Genomic DNA, 17,252 nt, shown 5'->3' on the forward strand with positions numbered 1-17,252 from the left:
ACTGCTCCATCCCGCATCAAAAAACTGCTTGCACTCAACTTTCTGGTTCAAAGTTGGTGCGGAAGGGGGGACTTGAACCCCCACGCCCGAAGGCACTACCACCTCAAGGTAGCGTGTCTACCAATTCCACCACCACCGCAGCTTGTGGGACGCATTCTAGTCCTTCCAACTACAAAAGGAAAGCCCTATTTCGAATTATTGACCCGTTTTTGGTGCATTTGGTGAAGTTTCAGGCGATGTGGTTTGAACTGGTGCTGAAGTTTGTACAGTTTTCAAACTATATGCTTCTGTAGTTTGCTTTTTTGCAAAAACAGCAAGAGTCAAACTTGTTACAAAGAACAATGCAGTTAAAACAGCAGTTAGACGAGTCAGGAAATTACCTGAACCAGATGCACCAAATACGGTTGCTGCACCACCTCCACCAAAGGAAGCTCCGGCATCTGCGCCTTTACCATGTTGCACCAAAATCAATGCAATCATGAGTACCGCTAAAATAATATGTACAACAAGTACAAAAGAGTGCATACCCTATCCTCGTTATTTGCTTTGCGCGAAGGCTTGTACAATTTGATAAAAAGATGCTGCATTTAATGAAGCACCGCCTACCAACGCACCATTAATATCTGGACATGCAGCCAATTCGACAGCGTTATCTGCTTTTACACTACCACCATACAAAATAGCAATATTTGAACCTGCTGATGTAAGCTGACATAAGCCTTCACGAATTTTAGCGTGCATCGCTTGTGCATCTTGTGGAGAAGCTGTTTTACCTGTACCAATTGCCCAGATAGGTTCATAAGCAATCACGACTTGGTTTTGCCATTGTTCAGCAGTAACCACAGGTGCAATATCGCAAATTTGCTGTAAAACAACTTGCTCTGCATGGCCTTGCTCACGCTGTTCAAGACTTTCACCCACACAATAAATGACAGTTAAGCCCGCACTTAATGCATTTTGGAGTTTCACCTTCAAAATTTCAACATTGTCGCCAAAAATATCACGGCGTTCAGAATGCCCGACCAATACGAAATTAATTTGGCTATCTTTTAATAATTCTGCACTAACTTCACCAGTATAAGCACCTGTACCCGCAACACGCGATACATCTTGTGCAACTGTATATACTGCTCTTGCAGCATCCTGCAATTGCGACTGTACTGTTGTAAGTGCAATAGCAACAGGGGCAACGCCCACATGGCAGCTTTCATCTGCAATTTGGTTTTGTTGCAATAATTGTTTAAATTCTTCTATAAGTTGGTTGGCGTTAGCACGCATTGGATTCATTTTCCAGTTGCCAACTACCCAAGGCGTAATCGTCGTACCCGACATACTGCTCACCTTTCATCAAAAATGCAGCACATTCTACACGCATTTATACAAATTTCAGATACTTTTCTTTAATGGGATTACTTATATCTTTTCTACTCTTTGAAATTAAAAAAACTTTCTAAGGGTTCAAACTTAAACATTCTAAAAATTAATCTATAAAAACTTCGACTAGTTCAAGCTTTAACAGCCTGAGTAGGACTAGAGCAACATTTTATAAGGTAGTAATTTTACATAACAAAAGTATAATTTTTCATATACCAATTATAAACACATTAGCATAGGCAGGCAGATGTCAGCATTACATACATCTCCAAAATTTACGGGGTTTTTTCGGCGTTTAGTCGAAGAAAAGCATGTGTCGGCAGCGACCATGCAAAATGCATTAGATGCAGCAAAGAGAGCTAAGCAGGATACAGTCGCATATTTAATTGAAGAGGTTCATCTCTCCCCTTCTTTACTGGCTGAAACAATTTCCGCTGAGTTTGCTGAACCATATTTTGATCTTGATGTTTATGACACATCTCAGATTCCTAAAGATCTGGTCGATCAAAAACTGATTTTAAAACATCGAATTTTGCCACTTATTCAAAGAGGCCAAATTTTATATGTTGCGACCAGCAATCCAAGTAATATTGAAGCGATTGATGCGATTCGTTTTAATAGCAAACTGATGGTTGAGCCTGTCATTGTTGAGCACCATAAACTCGAAAAAGTTTTAGGTCAGCATTTCGCAGAAGAAAGCAGTTTTGATTTTAATGATGAAGAGTTTGATCTTGACGTCAGCCTTGATGGCCCTACCACTCAAGAAGATGAAGACGAAACACCTCAAGGTGATGAAGCTCCCATTGTTAAATATATTAATAAATTATTGATTGATGCAATTCGTATGGGGGCTTCAGATTTACATTTTGAACCGTATGAAAAGTCATATCGGGTTCGATATCGAGTCGACGGCGTGTTACGTCAAATTGCTAACCCTCCTTTACAATTGGCAAACCGTTTGGCGTCACGTTTAAAAGTCATGTCTCAAATGGATATTTCCGAAAAACGTGTCCCACAAGATGGTCGTATCAAACTTAAGCTCTCAAAAACTAAAGCAATTGATTTTCGTGTGAACTCACTTCCGACTTTGTTTGGTGAAAAGCTAGTTCTACGTATTCTTGACCCATCAAGTGCAATGCTAGGAATTGATGCCCTAGGATACGAAGAAGAACAAAAAGCTTTGTTTATGGAAGCTTTAGATAAACCACAAGGCATGCTTTTAATTACTGGACCAACAGGTTCCGGTAAAACTGTATCTTTATATACAGGCTTAAACATTTTAAATACTGAGAGCTCTAATATTTCTACTGCCGAAGACCCTGTAGAAATTAACCTTGAAGGGATTAATCAGGTTAACGTGAACCCAAAAGTAGGTCTCACTTTTGCTGCTGCACTTAAATCATTTTTACGACAAGACCCTGACATTATTATGGTGGGTGAGATTCGTGACTTGGAAACAGCAGAAATCGCGATTAAAGCTGCACAAACGGGTCACATGGTGATGTCAACACTGCATACCAATAGTGCGCCTGAAACGCTGACTCGCTTACGCAATATGGGGGTTCCTTCTTTTAATATTGCAACATCAGTAAACCTAGTTATTGCACAGCGTTTGGCACGACGTCTTTGCTCTCAGTGTAAAATACCTACAGATGTTCCAAAACAAAGCCTATTAGAAATGGGTTTTACCGAACAAGACTTAGCACATCCAGATTTTTGCGTTTTTCAACCGGTAGGTTGTTCTGAATGTCGTGAAGGCTATAAAGGCCGTGTAGGTATTTATGAAGTAATGAAAGTTACACCTGAAATTTCCAAGATTATTATGGAAGATGGCAACGCTCTAGAAATCGCGGCCGCTTCTGAAAAATTGGGGTTTAATAATCTACGTCGTTCAGGTTTGCAAAAGGTAATACAAGGGGTGACCTCTCTACAAGAAGTCAACCGTGTGACCAGTGAATAAGACACTATTTAAAATAAGGATAATCTAATGGCTGTCAAAAAGGCACAAATGATGCCGACTTTTGCTTATGAAGGGGTTGACCGTAAGGGCTTAAAAATTAAGGGGGAACTTCCAGCTAAAAATATGGCTTTAGCTAAAGTAACCTTACGCAAACAAGGGGTGACTGTTCGAACCATACGTGAGAAACGTAAAAATATTCTTGAAGGTTTATTCAAGAAAAAAGTATCAACGCTTGATATTACTATTTTTACCCGACAACTGGCGACCATGATGAAAGCCGGTGTACCGCTGGTACAAGGCTTTGAAATTGTAGCAGAAGGTTTAGAAAATCCAGCCATGCGTGAGGTAGTACTTGGTATTAAAGGTGAAATTGAGGGTGGTAGTACTTTTGCCTCAGCTTTAAGAAAGTATCCGCAACATTTTGACAATTTATTTTGTTCACTTGTGGAATCTGGAGAACAATCAGGCGCTCTCGAAACCATGCTAGATCGTGTGGCAATTTACAAAGAAAAAAGTGAATTGCTCAAGCAGAAAATCAAGAAAGCAATGAAATATCCGGCCACGGTTATTGTAGTAGCGATTGTGGTGACTATTATTTTGATGGTTAAAGTCGTACCCGTTTTCCAAGATCTGTTTTCTTCATTTGGAGCAGAATTACCAGCATTTACCCAAATGGTCGTGAATATGTCGAAATGGATGCAAGAATATTGGTTCATCATGATTATTGCATTTGGCGCAATTATTATAGCCTTTTTAGAAGCTAAAAAACGTAGTAAAAAGTTTAGAGATGGCTTAGATAAACTGGCGCTCAAATTACCTATTTTTGGGAACTTGGTCTATAAAGCAATTATTGCCCGTTATAGCCGGACACTTGCCACAACATTTGCAGCAGGTGTTCCGCTCATTGATGCACTTGAGTCGACTGCTGGTGCAACCAATAATGTCATCTATGAAAAAGCCGTTATGAAAATTCGTGAAGATGTAGCAACAGGACAACAACTTCAGTTTGCCATGCGTGTATCTAACCGTTTTCCTTCTATGGCTATACAAATGGTTGCAATTGGTGAAGAATCTGGTGCACTAGACAGCATGCTTGATAAAGTGGCTACCTATTATGAAAATGAAGTTGATAATGCAGTTGATGGTTTAACTGCAATGATGGAACCTTTAATTATGGCAATTTTAGGGGTACTGGTAGGCGGTCTAGTAATTGCTATGTATCTTCCAATTTTCCAAATGGGTTCAGTTGTATAATGCAAGAAATCATTGCTTATTTTATTCAAAACTTAACTGCTCTTTATATTGCAGTTGCATTCGTGAGCCTATGTATTGGTAGCTTTCTAAATGTAGTGATTTATCGTACTCCAAAGATGATGGAGCAAGATTGGCAATTAGAATGTCAAATGCTCCTAAATCCAGAGCAACCCATTATTGACCATGAAAAACTAACATTAAGCAAACCTGCTTCATCATGTCCAAATTGCCACCAACAGATCCGTTGGTATCAAAATATTCCTATCGTAAGCTGGTTGATGCTAAGAGGAAAATGTGGTTATTGCCAACATCCTATCAGCATTCGTTATCCAGCAATTGAACTACTCACCATGCTATGCTCTGTGGTAGTGGTTATGGTATTTGGCCCAACTATACAAATGCTTTGGGGACTCGTTCTTACTTGGGTACTGATTGCCCTTACCTTTATTGATTTCGATACGCAGTTATTACCTGATCGCTTTACCCTGCCTTTGGCTGCACTCGGCTTAGGAATTAACACCTTTAATATTTACACCTCACCTAGCTCAGCCATTTGGGGATATTTAATTGGTTTTTTATGTCTTTGGATTGTGTATTACTTATTTAAAGTGATTACTGGCAAAGAAGGTATGGGCTACGGTGACTTTAAATTGCTTGCCGCATTGGGCGCATGGATGGGGCCATTGATGCTGCCATTAATTGTGTTATTGTCATCTTTATTGGGTGCAATTATTGGCATCATTTTATTAAAGTTAAGAAATGACAATCAGCCTTTTGCTTTTGGGCCATATATTGCCATTGCGGGTTGGGTTGCCTTTTTATGGGGTGATCAGATTATGAAGATTTATTTAGGAGGTTAAGATGGCTTTTATTCTGGGAATCACAGGTGGTATTGGCAGTGGAAAATCTGCTGCAACACAATGGTTCGAGTCCCAAGGAATTCAAGTCGTCGATGCCGACATCGTTGCGCGTGAAGTCGTTGAAAAAGGCCAACCTACTCTCCAAAAAATTCAGCAAACTTTTGGAAACTGGGTACTTCAGCCCGATGGTAATTTAGATCGTCGTGCCCTACGCGAACATATTTTTCAGACCCCTGAAGCAAGACACATACTCGAGAGCATTACCCATCCTGCGATTCGCCAATCGATTATTCAACAACTACAAAATCCAAAAAGTCCTTATGTGATTTTAGTTTCACCATTACTCTTTGAAACCAATCAACATGAATTGGTTAATCACACTTTATTAGTTGATGCGAGTGAACAAACTCAAATTCAGCGTGCAAGTCAACGTGACGGGCAAAATCAAGAACAAATTCAGAAAATTATTGCCGCACAAATGCCACGCGAGCGTAAACGCGAACTTGCTAATGACATTGTGTTTAATGACGGATTACTCGAACATTTATATCAGCAACTAGAGCCTTTACATCAAAGCTATTTGAAGCGCACCAACTAATCTTACATATTTTGCTGCTTAATCTTTTGTGTCAGGCTATCTTGCCTAAACCAACGCCAAGGCTGTAAAGCGCCTATTCCCATACCTACTAAGCCCACAACAATTGATGGGCTTAATGACTCACCAAGTAAAGGTACAGCTAAAATAGCGGCAATGAACGGCGCCAAAGTGACAATACTTCCCGTTTTAAAAGCACCAAGACGTTGAATGGCAGCAACATAAGTCAAAGTTGCGATAATAACGACAAATACACCATGGAAAATGCCCTGTATCGCCAAATGAAAAGGACTAACTTCCATGAAATGCTTTGGTAAAAATAGAGCATAGATGGGCAAGTAAATAATTGCAGACCAAATCGCGACACTTGCCATAGAGTGCCATGCAGAAAGTTTCCACTGTTTAAGTAATACAGTAAAAATTCCCCACCAAATCGCACTAATGAAAAGAAGTAAGTCTCCAATTCCAAATGCAGAGCTACTTGTACGTAGCATCAAAACGCTCATGAGTGCTAAGGCAGCGATCATGATTGCAAGACTCGCCCATGTGTGTTTATCAAACGGCTGTCTAAATAAAATATAGGCAGCTATAGCAGTACAGATGGGTATGCAGCCATTTAAAAATATTGCAGCATGTGCGGCTGGAGCATAAAGAAAAGCTGTATAAACAGTCAGACAATAGATGACACCGCCAATGAGCGCCAAAATAACCGCATGCTTACTCCATAAAAAAGCGAGATCTTTTTTATAAATTAAGATAGGCATTAAAATTAGAAAGGCGATAGCGAAGCGCAGTGCGGCAATGTCCCAAGCACTGATGTGCCATTGTGCATTTAAACGAGCAAAAAGTGTAAACCCGCCCCAAATGCACATGGTCACCAATACAAAGAAATAACCTTGCTTACGGGGAGACATATGAAGACTGCTTAAAAACGAGAAAGGCAGCTCAATTATACCTCAGAACGCTGACGACAAGCCTCGTAAAGTGCCATACCTGTTGCCACGCTTACATTCAAACTCTGTAAATTCCCAGACATCGGAATATAAACTTTGTGATCACACTGTGCCTGAGTAATTGGGCGCAAACCTGTATCTTCAGCTCCCATCACAATCACGACTGGGCCAGAGAAATCACACTTTTGGATTGGCATTGCACTTTCATCAAGCATAGTACCAATTACACGTACATGAGTTGTTTCTTTCAGATGAGCCAATGTACGAGCTAAATTTGTGACTTGAATAAATTTAACTTTTTCAGCTCCACCCGCCGCAACTTTACGAGCCGTTGGGGTTAAGCTTGCCGAACGATCACGAGGCACAATCACAGCTTGCACGCCCATTGCAGCAGCCGTACGGATACAAGCACCTAAGTTATGTGGATCTGTTACCTGATCTAATGCGAGCAATAAAGCATCTGGAGTTTCGGCCAAAATCTGATCTAGATCTTTTTCATTTAAAATCGGATGAGGACGTACTGCTGCTACTACACCCTGATGAAATGGCAAACCTGCAAGTTTTTCAAGACTGTCACGGCTTGCCTTTTGTACACTAATTCCAAAAGGCTCTGCCAATTGCAAAATCTTTTGCAAACGTTGGTCATCCCGCCCTTTTAAAGTAAACAGGGTTAGCACACGTTCCGGCTCAAGTTCTAACAATGACTCCACTGAGTGAACGCCATAATAATATTCCGGTTTTGCCATGCTTGACCTCTAACAACGTTTGAGCAAAAAAATAAAAATCCTGCAAAGCCAACTTCACAGGATTTCTTTGGGCATAGTGTACCCGATTTAAACAGGAATTTCTTAGCCTTCTAAATGGCACACATAATCGAGCACTTCATCAGTCTCAATTTTAAAAACGCTGTTTCCAGGAACATAAAATGATTGACCAGCGCGGAACAATTCACTTTCATTGCTGTCTGCAATTTTCACGCGACATTCACCTGAAATAATTTCCATACGCTCAGGAACATGTGTTTCAAATGTTAAAGGCTGCTCAGTCGGCAAAATAACACCTAATGTTTTTTTCGTTCCATCTTCAAATTGCACGGTATGGCTGATACATGCTCCACCAAAATAAACATTTGACTTTTTGATGACCGTTACATGATCAAATTGGGTTGAACTCATGCACATTCTCCAGATAATGCCGCATTTATATAAATTATGTTGAATGTAGTTTAATTGTGCCTAAATAACTAATCAATCAGTTTTCATACGCATAGACTTGTAATTTCTACTGCTGTAGCTAAATTTTTTTAGCAAAAGCGTAGGGTAAATTTATTTCAATATTTCGATTAGTCAACATAATTGCACTCTATCTGCAAACTTCATCGTAGATTTCATTCAGAAAAACTCAGTAAACTTTCTGCGCTGTTGAATAATCAACTAGGAGCTGTAATTAATGATGAATCAACTTCTATGCCGACATGAAAGTTGTCTGGGTTATTTCGCATTGAAGCAGCCTCACAAGCTGGGAAATCGACGTTATTTCCATCAAAATGCCGACTAGCATGTACAAGCACACTTTATTTTAAAGTCGGTCAAATACAATAATGCAGATAATGTTGGTCTATAACTCGATTTTCCACATACTTTCCAGTGGCAACATAATCACCAATATGTACTTCAATATTATGAAAATACTGATATTTTTTTACTCTTCAAAATAAACTGGCAAGTAAAAAATATCTTTCTACACAATTAAATAAATGTATCTATGAATAATTCTGATAATTTTTGATATCGACGATTATTGCCAAATAATAAACGAACAAGAATCTTGGTGTTCTATAATTTAAGTTAGAATAATAGATCACTTGTAGCAAATTCAAAACTTCTCTATCTTTAACCCATAATTTGGCGCGTTGGATGCGTTTATGCTCACACATTTAACTTTAATTAATTTTGCATTAGCTGATCATTTAGCTATTGATATAGAACAAGGATTTAATGTTCTAACAGGTGAGACAGGTGCCGGAAAATCATTATTACTGGATGCACTTTCTGCCTGCTTAGGTGAACGTACAGATACAAATTATGTCCGCTATGGTTCGGACAAAGCGGATGTAACCGCTGTTTTTACTTATCAGGACAATAGCCCTGAAGCGAAATGGCTACAAGACCATGAACTAGATGATGATTCTGGGGAAATTCATTTACGTCGTGTTATTTTCGCAACTGGTCGCAGTAAAGCATGGGTCAATGGACGTCCAAGTAGTCTCTCTGAGCTTAAAGAATTAGGACGTTTACTGGTTCAGTTATATAGCCAGCACAGCCAACAGCAACTTCTTGAACCACCTTATCCAAAGCACTGGTTAGACCGTTATAACAATTTTTATGCTGAAGCGAATGATGTCCGCGAAGCTTATAGCACATGGCAACGTACCATTCGTTTACACCAAGCAGCTTTAGATGCTCAAGCAACTCGTCTACAACGTATTGCGACCTTAGAGCTGCAAATCGAAGAACTTGAGGAAGTTATTCAGACCGATTACAAAGAAATCGAGCAAGAGTTCGACCGCCTTAGTCATCATGAACATATCATGCAAGATTGTAGCTATAGCTTGAATGCGCTTGATGAAGCTGAGCAAAACATTACTCAAGAAATGTCGTCGATCATTCGTCGTTTAGAATCTCATGCTGGACGTAGTGAACAGCTTTCTGAAATTTATAACTCATTATTAAATGCGCAAAGTGAAATTGATGATGCCACATCAAATTTACGTCAGTTCATTGATCGTCAAAGTTTTGACCCTGAACGAATGGAAGAACTAAATTCCAAGCTTGAAGTTTTTCATCGTCTGGCACGTAAGTACCGTACTCAGCCAGAGACGCTCAAAGAAGAATACGAAACTTGGCAAAATGAGCTTGAACAGTTACATCAACTTGAAGATCCAGAGACTCTGGCAGAGCAAGTAGAAAAGTCACATGAGGAATTTTTAGAGAAAGCTCAGCATTTAGACACTATTCGTCGTGAAGCTGCTGTTCCACTTGCAAAACAGTTAACCGAACAAGTGAAACCCTTAGCCCTACCAGAAGCCCACTTTGAGTTTAAGTTTGAGCCATTGGAACAACCAGGTGCAGAAGGCTTAAGCTTTATTCAACTTTTATTTACTGCTAATAAAGGTATTCCACCACAACCATTAGCACGCGTCGCTTCGGGTGGTGAACTTTCACGTATTGCACTCGTCATGCAAGTCATGAACGCGGAAAAAACAGAAGCCGAAGTTTTAGTGTTTGATGAAATTGATGTGGGGATTAGCGGTGGTACGGCTGAAGTGGTTGGGCGTTTACTTGCCGACTTAGCTCAACATGTCCAACTTTTATGTATTACTCACCAAGCACAGGTCGCTGCGCAATCTGATCAACATTTGTTAGTTAAAAAGCAGCAAACTGACCCAGCCAGCAGTACCATTGTACAACTTGATGAAAATCAGATTATTTCTGAATTAGCACGTATGTCTGGCGGTGTTGAAATTAATGAAACGACCTTACAGCATGCTAAACAATTACGACAACTTAAATTTCAGGCTTCTTCAAATTAATAAAGAAAATGAGAGAAAAAGATTGGCGAAATCCGATTAACTCTTGTATGTTGATAAAAAGAACCTATATAGATAAAAGGGTCGTGAGACCCTCTAGCGACATTTTTTGAGGGAGAACCGCTTAGGTGACCAAACAATACATGACTCACCGTTGTCTGATTGCCCCGCCAGAACTGGCAGATGACTTTTTTGCAAATACAGTAATTTATCTTGCCCGTCACGATGAAGAAGGTGCTCAAGGCATTATCATTAATCGTCCTGCTGGCATTCAAATTAAAGAACTCCTGAATGATTTAGATATTGATGCAGACAATGTAAATCCACATGAGGTTTTACAAGGTGGACCTTTACGCCCAGAAGCTGGCTTTGTCCTTCATACTGGCCAACCAACTTGGCACTCTTCTATTGCTGTGGGTGAAAATGTCTGTATTACCACCAGTAAAGATATTCTTGATGCAATTGCACATAACGAAGGTGTGGGTCGCTATCAAATCGCACTAGGTTATGCGAGTTGGGGTAAAAACCAGTTAGAAGATGAAATCGCTCGTGGTGACTGGCTTATCTGTGATGCCGATATGGATCTAATTTTTAACTTACCATACGATGACCGGTGGGATGCAGCCTATAAAAAGATTGGTGTAGATCGTACATGGCTGGCTTCTGAAATCGGACATGCTTAATGACTGTGACACAATCCAAATCAATTATGGCTTTCGACTTTGGCACTCAAAAAATGGGGATGGCGATAGGTCAATCTGCAATTGAAAGTGCTAACCCACTACCGTTATTTGTGATGAAAGATGGAATTCCTAACTGGGACCAGCTTTTAAAAATTGTGAAAGAGTGGCAACCTGATTTGTTTATTGTTGGTCTTCCATTAAATATGGATGATAGTGAGTCAGAACTTTCTACACGTGCTCGCAAATTTGCAAGACGTTTACGCCATCAAACCAACATTGAAACTTGGATGGTGGATGAGCGCTTAACGACGCGTGAAGCAAGAGAAGAGCTCGGCTTCTACCAAGAACAAGGACGCGCAAAGAAATTATCAGCAGATAGTTTTGCAGCAGCCTTGCTGATCCAGAGTTGGTATCGAAATCCGGTCGGCTTAACGCCATAAAAATAAAAAAGCATGTTTTACACATGCTTTTTTATTGAGTAGAAAAACTTAAGCTTTTTATTTTTCAATAATATGTACTGTCGCAGTACGACCAGAAACAAAAGCAAGCTGATTTTTTGGCGCTTCGTCTAACACAATTTTTACAGGTACGCGCTGCGCTAAACGAACCCAGCTAAAGGTTGGGTTTACGTTTGCAAGCAATTTAGAACTGCTTGAACGCTCACGGTCTTCAATACCCGATGCAATACCTTGTACATGACCTTTAATTTTCTGACTATCACCCATTAACTGTACACTCGCTTCATCGCCAATATGAATACGGTCTAATTTTGTCTCTTCAAAATACCCTACAACATAGAGTTGTTTACGATCGAGCAATGCTGCAACTGCTTGTCCAACTTGAACATAATTACCAGGGCGCATATCAAAGTTAGAGAGTGTTCCATCTGCGGGTGCCACCACAGCAGCACGATGCATATTAAGTTCAGCTAAATGCAAGTTACTTGTCGCAGCTTCAACGAGTGCCTGTTGCTGCTTAATAGTTGCTTCTGCTTGTTCAATCGCAGCTTGAAGTTGTTCATGCTCTGCAAGGGATTGATCGCGAGTTGCAAAAACTTGATCTTGTTCTTGTTTAGAAATAGCACCATCCATTAAGTTTGAATAACGGTTTGCGTTTTTCTCAGCTAACTTAATGTTTGTACTCGACTTAATTAAGTTTGCCTTGGCTTGTGCTAAACCTGCTTGCGCCTGAGCAAATGCTGCTTTTGCTTTTGCCAAATCAGACTTTGCTTGCTCTACATCTAAAGCTCGGCGAGAGACATCAATTTTAAAAAGTACCTGACCTTTTTTGACAGTCTGGTTATCTTGAACCAATACTTCCGTTACAAGCCCTGCTACATCTGAAGAAACTTGAATGACGTCACCACGAACGCGACCATCGCGTGTCCACGGCGCTGCATTATAGTAATTCCATAAATGCACAATGGTATAGACCGCAATCATTAATGCGACAATCAAAATCACTGGACGGATGACTTTTTTCAACTCCAATTGATTCATTTCACTCACCTAACTCAATCTTTAATCTGGCAATCATCTTTAAGCACCTAACCCAACAAAAACCTGGTGTATCACCAAAAGTAATAAAAGGTAAAAACACAAATTGAAAATGCTGGGCAATACAATCCAGCCTTGTGCAATCCATTTGTTAGTTAAAGGACTTAACAAGCGGAAACATATATATGCAAATAAGGCTTGGACGAGCAAAGCGGGCACGTAAATACCGTAGACATTAAACTCACCCATGCGCTGTGGCTCCTGTAAGCGTACGATCTGCATTCATTTGGTTTGATGAAACATGACACATGCTATAAGCAATATTATTTAGTGAAATAAATAATCTTTGGCGAATAGCCATATCTTCTATATTTGAAGCAAGCTGTTTTAGTTCAAACAAAGTCTGATGAATATGTTGTATTAATACATCTGCTTCATCTTTTTCATTCTCTTTAGCTCTAAATAGCTCATCTAAATCTTGTTGCAAACGCCCAATATGATGAGCCAGTTCTGAAGATGACTGAACCTGATTTGCTAACTCTTGCAAACGGGTTAAATCAACAATTGCACTTGATTCAACAAGTGCCTGATGAATTGATTTTTTAATCTCTTCTGACTGAACCATTTTGGTATTTAAAACACCTACACGGTCTAACATCGCACGCAAATGAACTTTGAATTCAATACCATAAGGGATATAAATCGCTTGACGCATTGCACGATAATGTAAAGCTAAAATACGATTTGCACTGGTATCTGGTGACATGGCACGCACGACATCTATCACAATGAGAGATACCAATACACCCATGACCATACCAAATGAACTGTCTAGGTAAGACACTGCATCCATGCTATAAGCATTGTGCAAGTTCAGACCCATCATGGTATTAATACCCAGCACCATGCCCACTGGCATGAGTGCCTGATTTGCCATCATAGAAACCGCAAATAAGAACATCGGTAATAAAACGAGTCCCAGTTCCCAAAATGTAGTGACATGAGGGAAAACACCAAAAGCATAAATAAACACTAAAACAGCCGATGCCACACTGCCCCATATAAAAATACGTAAGACAGGAACAGGGTTATCTAAGGCTGTTAAAATACAGGCAGTTACGGCCCCAATCTGTGCCATCATAAATCCAGCTTTCCAGCCAGACAGAATCCACACACCTGTCACAATAAATGTAATGAGTACCGCACTAATACCACCTCTGACGGCTACGCCATGATCTCGGTGCAAACTTGGATATTTAGTCGTCATTGGGGTAATGTTATCTGGTATCTCTTTATTACCCTGTTTGATGCGTTGCCATAAAACTTTTACAGCTAAAACATTACTAATAAAGTGGCGGACATCCATTTTCATAGCAGCCAATAAAACTTGCTGGTGTTCAGAAGCTGAGTCATTTAAGTGCAAGAAATCATTTTCAAACTCGTCAGGTAACTGCAAAACATTTTCATCAGTCATCTGGTCTTTTTGTTCGAGAAAATGAATCACATGACCCGAAAGCTGTTTTAATTTGTCCGCATGACTTTCAATAAAATTAAGTTCTTGTAACTGTTTAATTCGCTCGGACAAAGCAACTAAGTTTGCAACTACCATCGACATTTGATGGAGCATTTCTTGCAAAGGCTTGGTCATGCCATGCAACTCACCTTTTTCATAGCTCAAGTGAACTGCCAAAGCATGAATATCAGTTGTATCACGAGTAATTGCGGCTAAAAGCTGTGTATTGTTTTGCTGCTGGTCTGCATTTAATAAGTTTGCAAACAGGCTCTCGGTATCTTTAAGTGTTTTAGTTACACGCTGCTTAATGGCTGAACCAATATGCATAGGCAAAATAGTTGCGGAAACCACTGCACTTGAAATCACACCAATTGAAATCTCAAGTACACGCGCCAAAGCGATATCAAAAATATTGTACTGATCAATATAAGTAATCGCGTTATATGCAATCATTGCAGTTGAATAACCCGCCAGCATAAATGCATAACTACGAGGCGTCCGGTCGAGTAAGGATACATAAAGCGCAAAGCCTACCCATAGTGATAACACCACTGTAAAGATCCACGGTGTATTAATCAGATGAGGCGTGATTGTTAACGCAACAATGGCGCCACCCACCGTCCCTAAAACACGATAGACACACTTAGACGACACCATACCCGAATAAGGGTTGGCGATAATCAAGACAGTACCGATCGACCACATTGGATTAATCAGGTCTAATTCAAACGAGACAAATAATGCCAACATGCCGGCAATAAATGTCTTTATTGCAAAAATTAGATCAAGCTTACTCGGGCGAAAAGCCAGTATTTGCTTTAATAACATGAACTCATCTCAAATACAGATTTGAACTGATGAGCATGCTCCTCAGCGTGCCCTTGCCTTTTTAAAAAGACAACACGACTTTGTCATTTGCCTTATAGACAAATGAGTTAATGAGAGCATCCTTCAATACAATGATTTTTCCTACATCTTTGCATGATATGCCCAGATGATTTCAGTTTGACCGCTATTTAGGCGACCAAGCTTAGGAAAGGAGAGACATCGAGAAAGCTGGCAGAGTAAACCAATTTCTCGATTAGATATTTTGTTGCACAATTTTTTCAAATTAAAGTGATTTAGTCAACTAAAATATCTTTATTTGATAATTTGATATGTTTTTAGTTAATCATATATGATGTACGAATCAAGAGAACTTTTCTGATTCTGAGCGTAAAATATTTAAATCAGGTAGTTATCTTGCAATTGAGACAAAGCTTCAATTTTTCTGTTATAAGAACTCAAGTGTGACACTTTACTAAGGATACGAATAAGACATCATGGCAATTTCAAGTTTTGGCAAAATTTTAACCGTACTGGATTTATTTTCAGTTTCACGACCAGTGATTAATGTCGATATTATTTGCGAAGAACTTGGCTTGTCTAAACCGACTAGCTACCGTTATTTGAAAGAACTCGTATCTGCTGACTTATTAAAACGTATTAATGGTACTTCTGGCGATTACACTTTAGGCTCAAAAATAGCAGTTCTTGACTATGTATCCAGAACAACCGATCCACTCGTCCAAATCAGTACCCCGTTTATGCGCAATATTGTTGAGCGCACTGAACTTTGCTGTTTACTCACCTATTTAAATGATGACTATTGTATTGATATTCATCATGAGATTTTTAAAGATACAGAGCTACTTTCATATGGCCGAGGTTGTCCGCGTCCTATCTATGTTGGAGCATCACCAAAAACAATGGTGTCACATTTAAGTAAACAGCGCATGCATGACTACTATGAACGTTTTCAGAATGAGCTATCGCAGTCAGGTTTTTCTCTAGACGAAACAAGCTTTATTCAACGCATGCGTAAAATAAAAAAACAAGGCTTCTATTTCTCACAAGGTGAGATTGACCCTAATGTTTCAGGCCTTGCCGTTCCCGTTCGTTTTTCGAGTAAAGAAGTTCCTTTGGCTTTAACATTAGTTGCATCAAAGAATCGTTTTGACTTTTTAAATATTCAAAAACTGATTGAAATTTTGCAAGAAAATGCTGGATTGATTGAGCAGCGCTTTATGGAACTCTCAGAAAAAGGTGAGATATAAAATAGTATTTTTGATAATTTAAAGTTTTTTTACATTTTTAAGCATTGAAAAAATCAAAATATTCTCATATTATGATTTTAGCACCTATTGATGATTCTTTTCATCAGCAGCTCATCAATAGAAGGCTCTCCCTCAGAGGAATAAGCTCATGCAGCCATCATGGGCTTTTTTCTTGCCTAATTTTTAGCAAAAACTTATGAAAATTTGAACTGACGGAATGTCAGATTAATACGTGGCTGTAAAATTTTTGTCGAACGATTTAAATGGTGTTGCCAATATTGTTGAGTTTCACCGCGCATCACAATAAGTTGGCCTGGCTGTAACCACATTTCAACTTTTTCTTTAGTGTGAATATGTCTAAAAGAGAACTTTCTGGTCGCTCCAAAACTTAAAGAAGCAATGGTGGTTGTTCTAGCTAAAGACACATCTGAGTCGCTATGCCAAGCCATACCTTGCGTTCCATCTTCATAAAGATTGGCTAAGCAAGAATTAAATTTTTCTGAAAGAATTTGTTCTACCTGCTGTTTCAACTTAGCAAGTGCTTTGTCCCACGGTAGAGAATCTCGAAAGACACCAGAATACTTATATCTATAATGCTCGTCACCATACCAAGCAACTTTGCGGGGAGTAATGAAGTGCTTGCCGTATAACTTCGCTTCATCATGTCGCCATGCCAGATGATGATACAAATACTGAAAATATTGCTCGGCCTCTTCAGCACCTAAAATACATCCATAGTCCTGAACTTCGCCATCATAAGGTAATAAATTTTCACAAGGTTCCGGAGAAAATAAATCTAGAGTCATTCAATCTCCCCTTGCTGCTTAGCTATCTCTCAAGCTAACAATGCCAGTTTAGTGCCGTTTTGCCAATGGTATT

At 39.5% G+C, this 17,252-nt stretch carries 17 protein-coding genes, 1 tRNA gene and 1 pseudogene; 8 read left to right on the forward strand and 11 right to left on the reverse strand.

The features are described from left to right. Positions 1 to 54: 54 nt before the first annotated feature. From B554_RS0101865 to tpiA, 3 genes are all read right to left on the reverse strand, one after another. Positions 55 to 139 (reverse strand) — tRNA-Leu (locus B554_RS0101865). 56 nt (positions 140 to 195) lie between these two features. Further along, entirely contained in the window at positions 196 to 525 is a 330-nt protein-coding gene (gene secG, locus B554_RS0101870) for a preprotein translocase subunit SecG (RefSeq protein ID WP_019456770.1), read from the reverse strand. Between the two features lie 12 nt (positions 526 to 537). Next, positions 538 to 1,332, reverse strand: a complete 795-nt coding sequence (gene tpiA, locus B554_RS0101875; RefSeq protein WP_019456771.1) for a triose-phosphate isomerase — start codon at positions 1,330 to 1,332, stop codon at positions 538 to 540. A gap of 289 nt (positions 1,333 to 1,621) precedes the next feature. On the opposite strand from tpiA, the gene pilB reads away from it, so the two are divergent. From pilB to coaE, 4 genes are read left to right on the forward strand one after another with little or no spacing between them, the layout of a single operon-like run. Further along, positions 1,622 to 3,334: a type IV-A pilus assembly ATPase PilB gene (gene pilB, locus B554_RS0101880; protein WP_019456772.1), complete on the forward strand. Its 1,713-nt coding sequence runs from the start codon at positions 1,622 to 1,624 to the stop codon at positions 3,332 to 3,334. Between the two features lie 27 nt (positions 3,335 to 3,361). Beyond that, entirely contained in the window at positions 3,362 to 4,588 is a 1,227-nt protein-coding gene (locus B554_RS0101885) for a type II secretion system F family protein (RefSeq protein ID WP_019456773.1), read from the forward strand. After that, positions 4,588 to 5,448, forward strand: a complete 861-nt coding sequence (locus B554_RS19215) for a prepilin peptidase (RefSeq protein ID WP_019456774.1) — start codon at positions 4,588 to 4,590, stop codon at positions 5,446 to 5,448. Before B554_RS0101885 ends, B554_RS19215 begins: the two co-directional genes overlap by 1 nt. Before the next feature lies 1 nt (position 5,449). Beyond that, positions 5,450 to 6,046: a dephospho-CoA kinase gene (gene coaE, locus B554_RS0101895; RefSeq protein ID WP_019456775.1), complete on the forward strand. Its 597-nt coding sequence runs from the start codon at positions 5,450 to 5,452 to the stop codon at positions 6,044 to 6,046. A gap of 2 nt (positions 6,047 to 6,048) precedes the next feature. Here the strand turns inward: coaE and B554_RS0101900 are convergent, their stop codons facing one another. The 4 genes and pseudogenes from B554_RS0101900 to B554_RS19245 form a co-directional block, all read right to left on the reverse strand. After that, the gene (locus B554_RS0101900) at positions 6,049 to 6,957 is read right to left on the reverse strand and encodes a DMT family transporter (protein ID WP_019456776.1); all 909 of its coding nucleotides are present in this window, start codon (positions 6,955 to 6,957) and stop codon (positions 6,049 to 6,051) included. 35 nt (positions 6,958 to 6,992) lie between these two features. Beyond that, positions 6,993 to 7,742, reverse strand: coding sequence for a 23S rRNA (guanosine(2251)-2'-O)-methyltransferase RlmB (rlmB, locus tag B554_RS0101905; protein ID WP_019456777.1), 750 nt, complete (start codon positions 7,740 to 7,742; stop codon positions 6,993 to 6,995). A gap of 102 nt (positions 7,743 to 7,844) precedes the next feature. Next, positions 7,845 to 8,171 carry a pyrimidine/purine nucleoside phosphorylase gene (locus tag B554_RS0101910; protein WP_000099685.1) on the reverse strand — a complete coding sequence of 109 codons (327 nt, stop codon included), beginning with the start codon at positions 8,169 to 8,171 and terminating at the stop codon, positions 7,845 to 7,847. A 118-nt stretch (positions 8,172 to 8,289) separates the two neighbouring features. Beyond that, positions 8,290 to 8,683: pseudogene (locus B554_RS19245) on the reverse strand (tetratricopeptide repeat protein); the annotation flags it as partial. A gap of 237 nt (positions 8,684 to 8,920) precedes the next feature. Between B554_RS19245 and recN the strand changes: the two are divergent. The 3 genes from recN (at position 8,921) to ruvX (ending at position 11,708) form a co-directional block, all read left to right on the forward strand. Next, the gene (gene recN / locus B554_RS0101915) at positions 8,921 to 10,588 is read left to right on the forward strand and encodes a DNA repair protein RecN (protein ID WP_019456778.1); all 1,668 of its coding nucleotides are present in this window, start codon (positions 8,921 to 8,923) and stop codon (positions 10,586 to 10,588) included. A 125-nt stretch (positions 10,589 to 10,713) separates the two neighbouring features. Continuing rightward, complete coding sequence (locus B554_RS0101920) at positions 10,714 to 11,268, forward strand: YqgE/AlgH family protein (RefSeq protein WP_004699090.1); 555 nt, start codon at positions 10,714 to 10,716, stop codon at positions 11,266 to 11,268. Beyond that, complete coding sequence (gene ruvX / locus B554_RS0101925; protein WP_004699093.1) at positions 11,268 to 11,708, forward strand: Holliday junction resolvase RuvX; 441 nt, start codon at positions 11,268 to 11,270, stop codon at positions 11,706 to 11,708. The genes B554_RS0101920 and ruvX overlap by 1 nt, the downstream gene beginning before the upstream one ends. Positions 11,709 to 11,765: 57 nt before the next feature. On the opposite strand, the gene B554_RS0101930 is transcribed toward ruvX, so the two are convergent. Genes B554_RS0101930 through B554_RS0101940 form a run of 3 tightly spaced genes read right to left on the reverse strand, consistent with a single transcriptional unit; the run spans position 11,766 to position 15,105 of the window. Then, positions 11,766 to 12,767, reverse strand: coding sequence for an HlyD family secretion protein (locus B554_RS0101930; RefSeq protein WP_019456779.1), 1,002 nt, complete (start codon positions 12,765 to 12,767; stop codon positions 11,766 to 11,768). Between the two features lie 39 nt (positions 12,768 to 12,806). Continuing rightward, positions 12,807 to 13,013, reverse strand: a complete 207-nt coding sequence (locus tag B554_RS0101935) for a DUF1656 domain-containing protein (protein ID WP_019456780.1) — start codon at positions 13,011 to 13,013, stop codon at positions 12,807 to 12,809. After that, complete coding sequence (locus B554_RS0101940; protein ID WP_019456781.1) at positions 13,006 to 15,105, reverse strand: FUSC family protein; 2,100 nt, start codon at positions 15,103 to 15,105, stop codon at positions 13,006 to 13,008. The genes B554_RS0101935 and B554_RS0101940 overlap by 8 nt, the downstream gene beginning before the upstream one ends. Positions 15,106 to 15,599: 494 nt before the next feature. On the opposite strand from B554_RS0101940, the gene B554_RS0101945 reads away from it, so the two are divergent. Next, complete coding sequence (locus tag B554_RS0101945; protein ID WP_019456782.1) at positions 15,600 to 16,373, forward strand: IclR family transcriptional regulator; 774 nt, start codon at positions 15,600 to 15,602, stop codon at positions 16,371 to 16,373. Between the two features lie 194 nt (positions 16,374 to 16,567). Here the strand turns inward: B554_RS0101945 and B554_RS0101950 are convergent, their stop codons facing one another. Continuing rightward, positions 16,568 to 17,179 carry an alpha-ketoglutarate-dependent dioxygenase AlkB family protein gene (locus tag B554_RS0101950; protein WP_019456783.1) on the reverse strand — a complete coding sequence of 204 codons (612 nt, stop codon included), beginning with the start codon at positions 17,177 to 17,179 and terminating at the stop codon, positions 16,568 to 16,570. Positions 17,180 to 17,252 lie beyond the last annotated feature (73 nt).

This window comes from Acinetobacter sp. GG2, from assembly GCF_000292385.1.
GTDB lineage: Bacteria > Pseudomonadota > Gammaproteobacteria > Pseudomonadales > Moraxellaceae > Acinetobacter > Acinetobacter seifertii.

Excerpts from the sequence above, each read along its gene's own strand:
- B554_RS0101950 (WP_019456783.1), bottom strand. The coding sequence starts at position 17,179 with ATGACTCTAGATTTATTTTCTCCGGAACCTTGTGAAAATTTATTACCT.
- B554_RS0101930 (WP_019456779.1), bottom strand. The coding sequence starts at position 12,767 with ATGAATCAATTGGAGTTGAAAAAAGTCATCCGTCCAGTGATTTTGATT.
- B554_RS0101935 (WP_019456780.1), bottom strand. The coding sequence starts at position 13,013 with ATGGGTGAGTTTAATGTCTACGGTATTTACGTGCCCGCTTTGCTCGTC.
- B554_RS0101900 (WP_019456776.1), bottom strand. The coding sequence starts at position 6,957 with ATGTCTCCCCGTAAGCAAGGTTATTTCTTTGTATTGGTGACCATGTGC.
- B554_RS0101885 (WP_019456773.1), top strand. The coding sequence starts at position 3,362 with ATGGCTGTCAAAAAGGCACAAATGATGCCGACTTTTGCTTATGAAGGG.
- ruvX (WP_004699093.1), top strand. The coding sequence starts at position 11,268 with ATGACTGTGACACAATCCAAATCAATTATGGCTTTCGACTTTGGCACT.
- tpiA (WP_019456771.1), bottom strand. The coding sequence starts at position 1,332 with ATGTCGGGTACGACGATTACGCCTTGGGTAGTTGGCAACTGGAAAATG.
- coaE (WP_019456775.1), top strand. The coding sequence starts at position 5,450 with ATGGCTTTTATTCTGGGAATCACAGGTGGTATTGGCAGTGGAAAATCT.
- B554_RS19215 (WP_019456774.1), top strand. The coding sequence starts at position 4,588 with ATGCAAGAAATCATTGCTTATTTTATTCAAAACTTAACTGCTCTTTAT.
- secG (WP_019456770.1), bottom strand. The coding sequence starts at position 525 with ATGCACTCTTTTGTACTTGTTGTACATATTATTTTAGCGGTACTCATG.
- recN (WP_019456778.1), top strand. The coding sequence starts at position 8,921 with ATGCTCACACATTTAACTTTAATTAATTTTGCATTAGCTGATCATTTA.
- B554_RS0101945 (WP_019456782.1), top strand. The coding sequence starts at position 15,600 with ATGGCAATTTCAAGTTTTGGCAAAATTTTAACCGTACTGGATTTATTT.
- rlmB (WP_019456777.1), bottom strand. The coding sequence starts at position 7,742 with ATGGCAAAACCGGAATATTATTATGGCGTTCACTCAGTGGAGTCATTG.
- B554_RS0101910 (WP_000099685.1), bottom strand. The coding sequence starts at position 8,171 with ATGAGTTCAACCCAATTTGATCATGTAACGGTCATCAAAAAGTCAAAT.
- pilB (WP_019456772.1), top strand. The coding sequence starts at position 1,622 with ATGTCAGCATTACATACATCTCCAAAATTTACGGGGTTTTTTCGGCGT.
- B554_RS0101940 (WP_019456781.1), bottom strand. The coding sequence starts at position 15,105 with ATGTTATTAAAGCAAATACTGGCTTTTCGCCCGAGTAAGCTTGATCTA.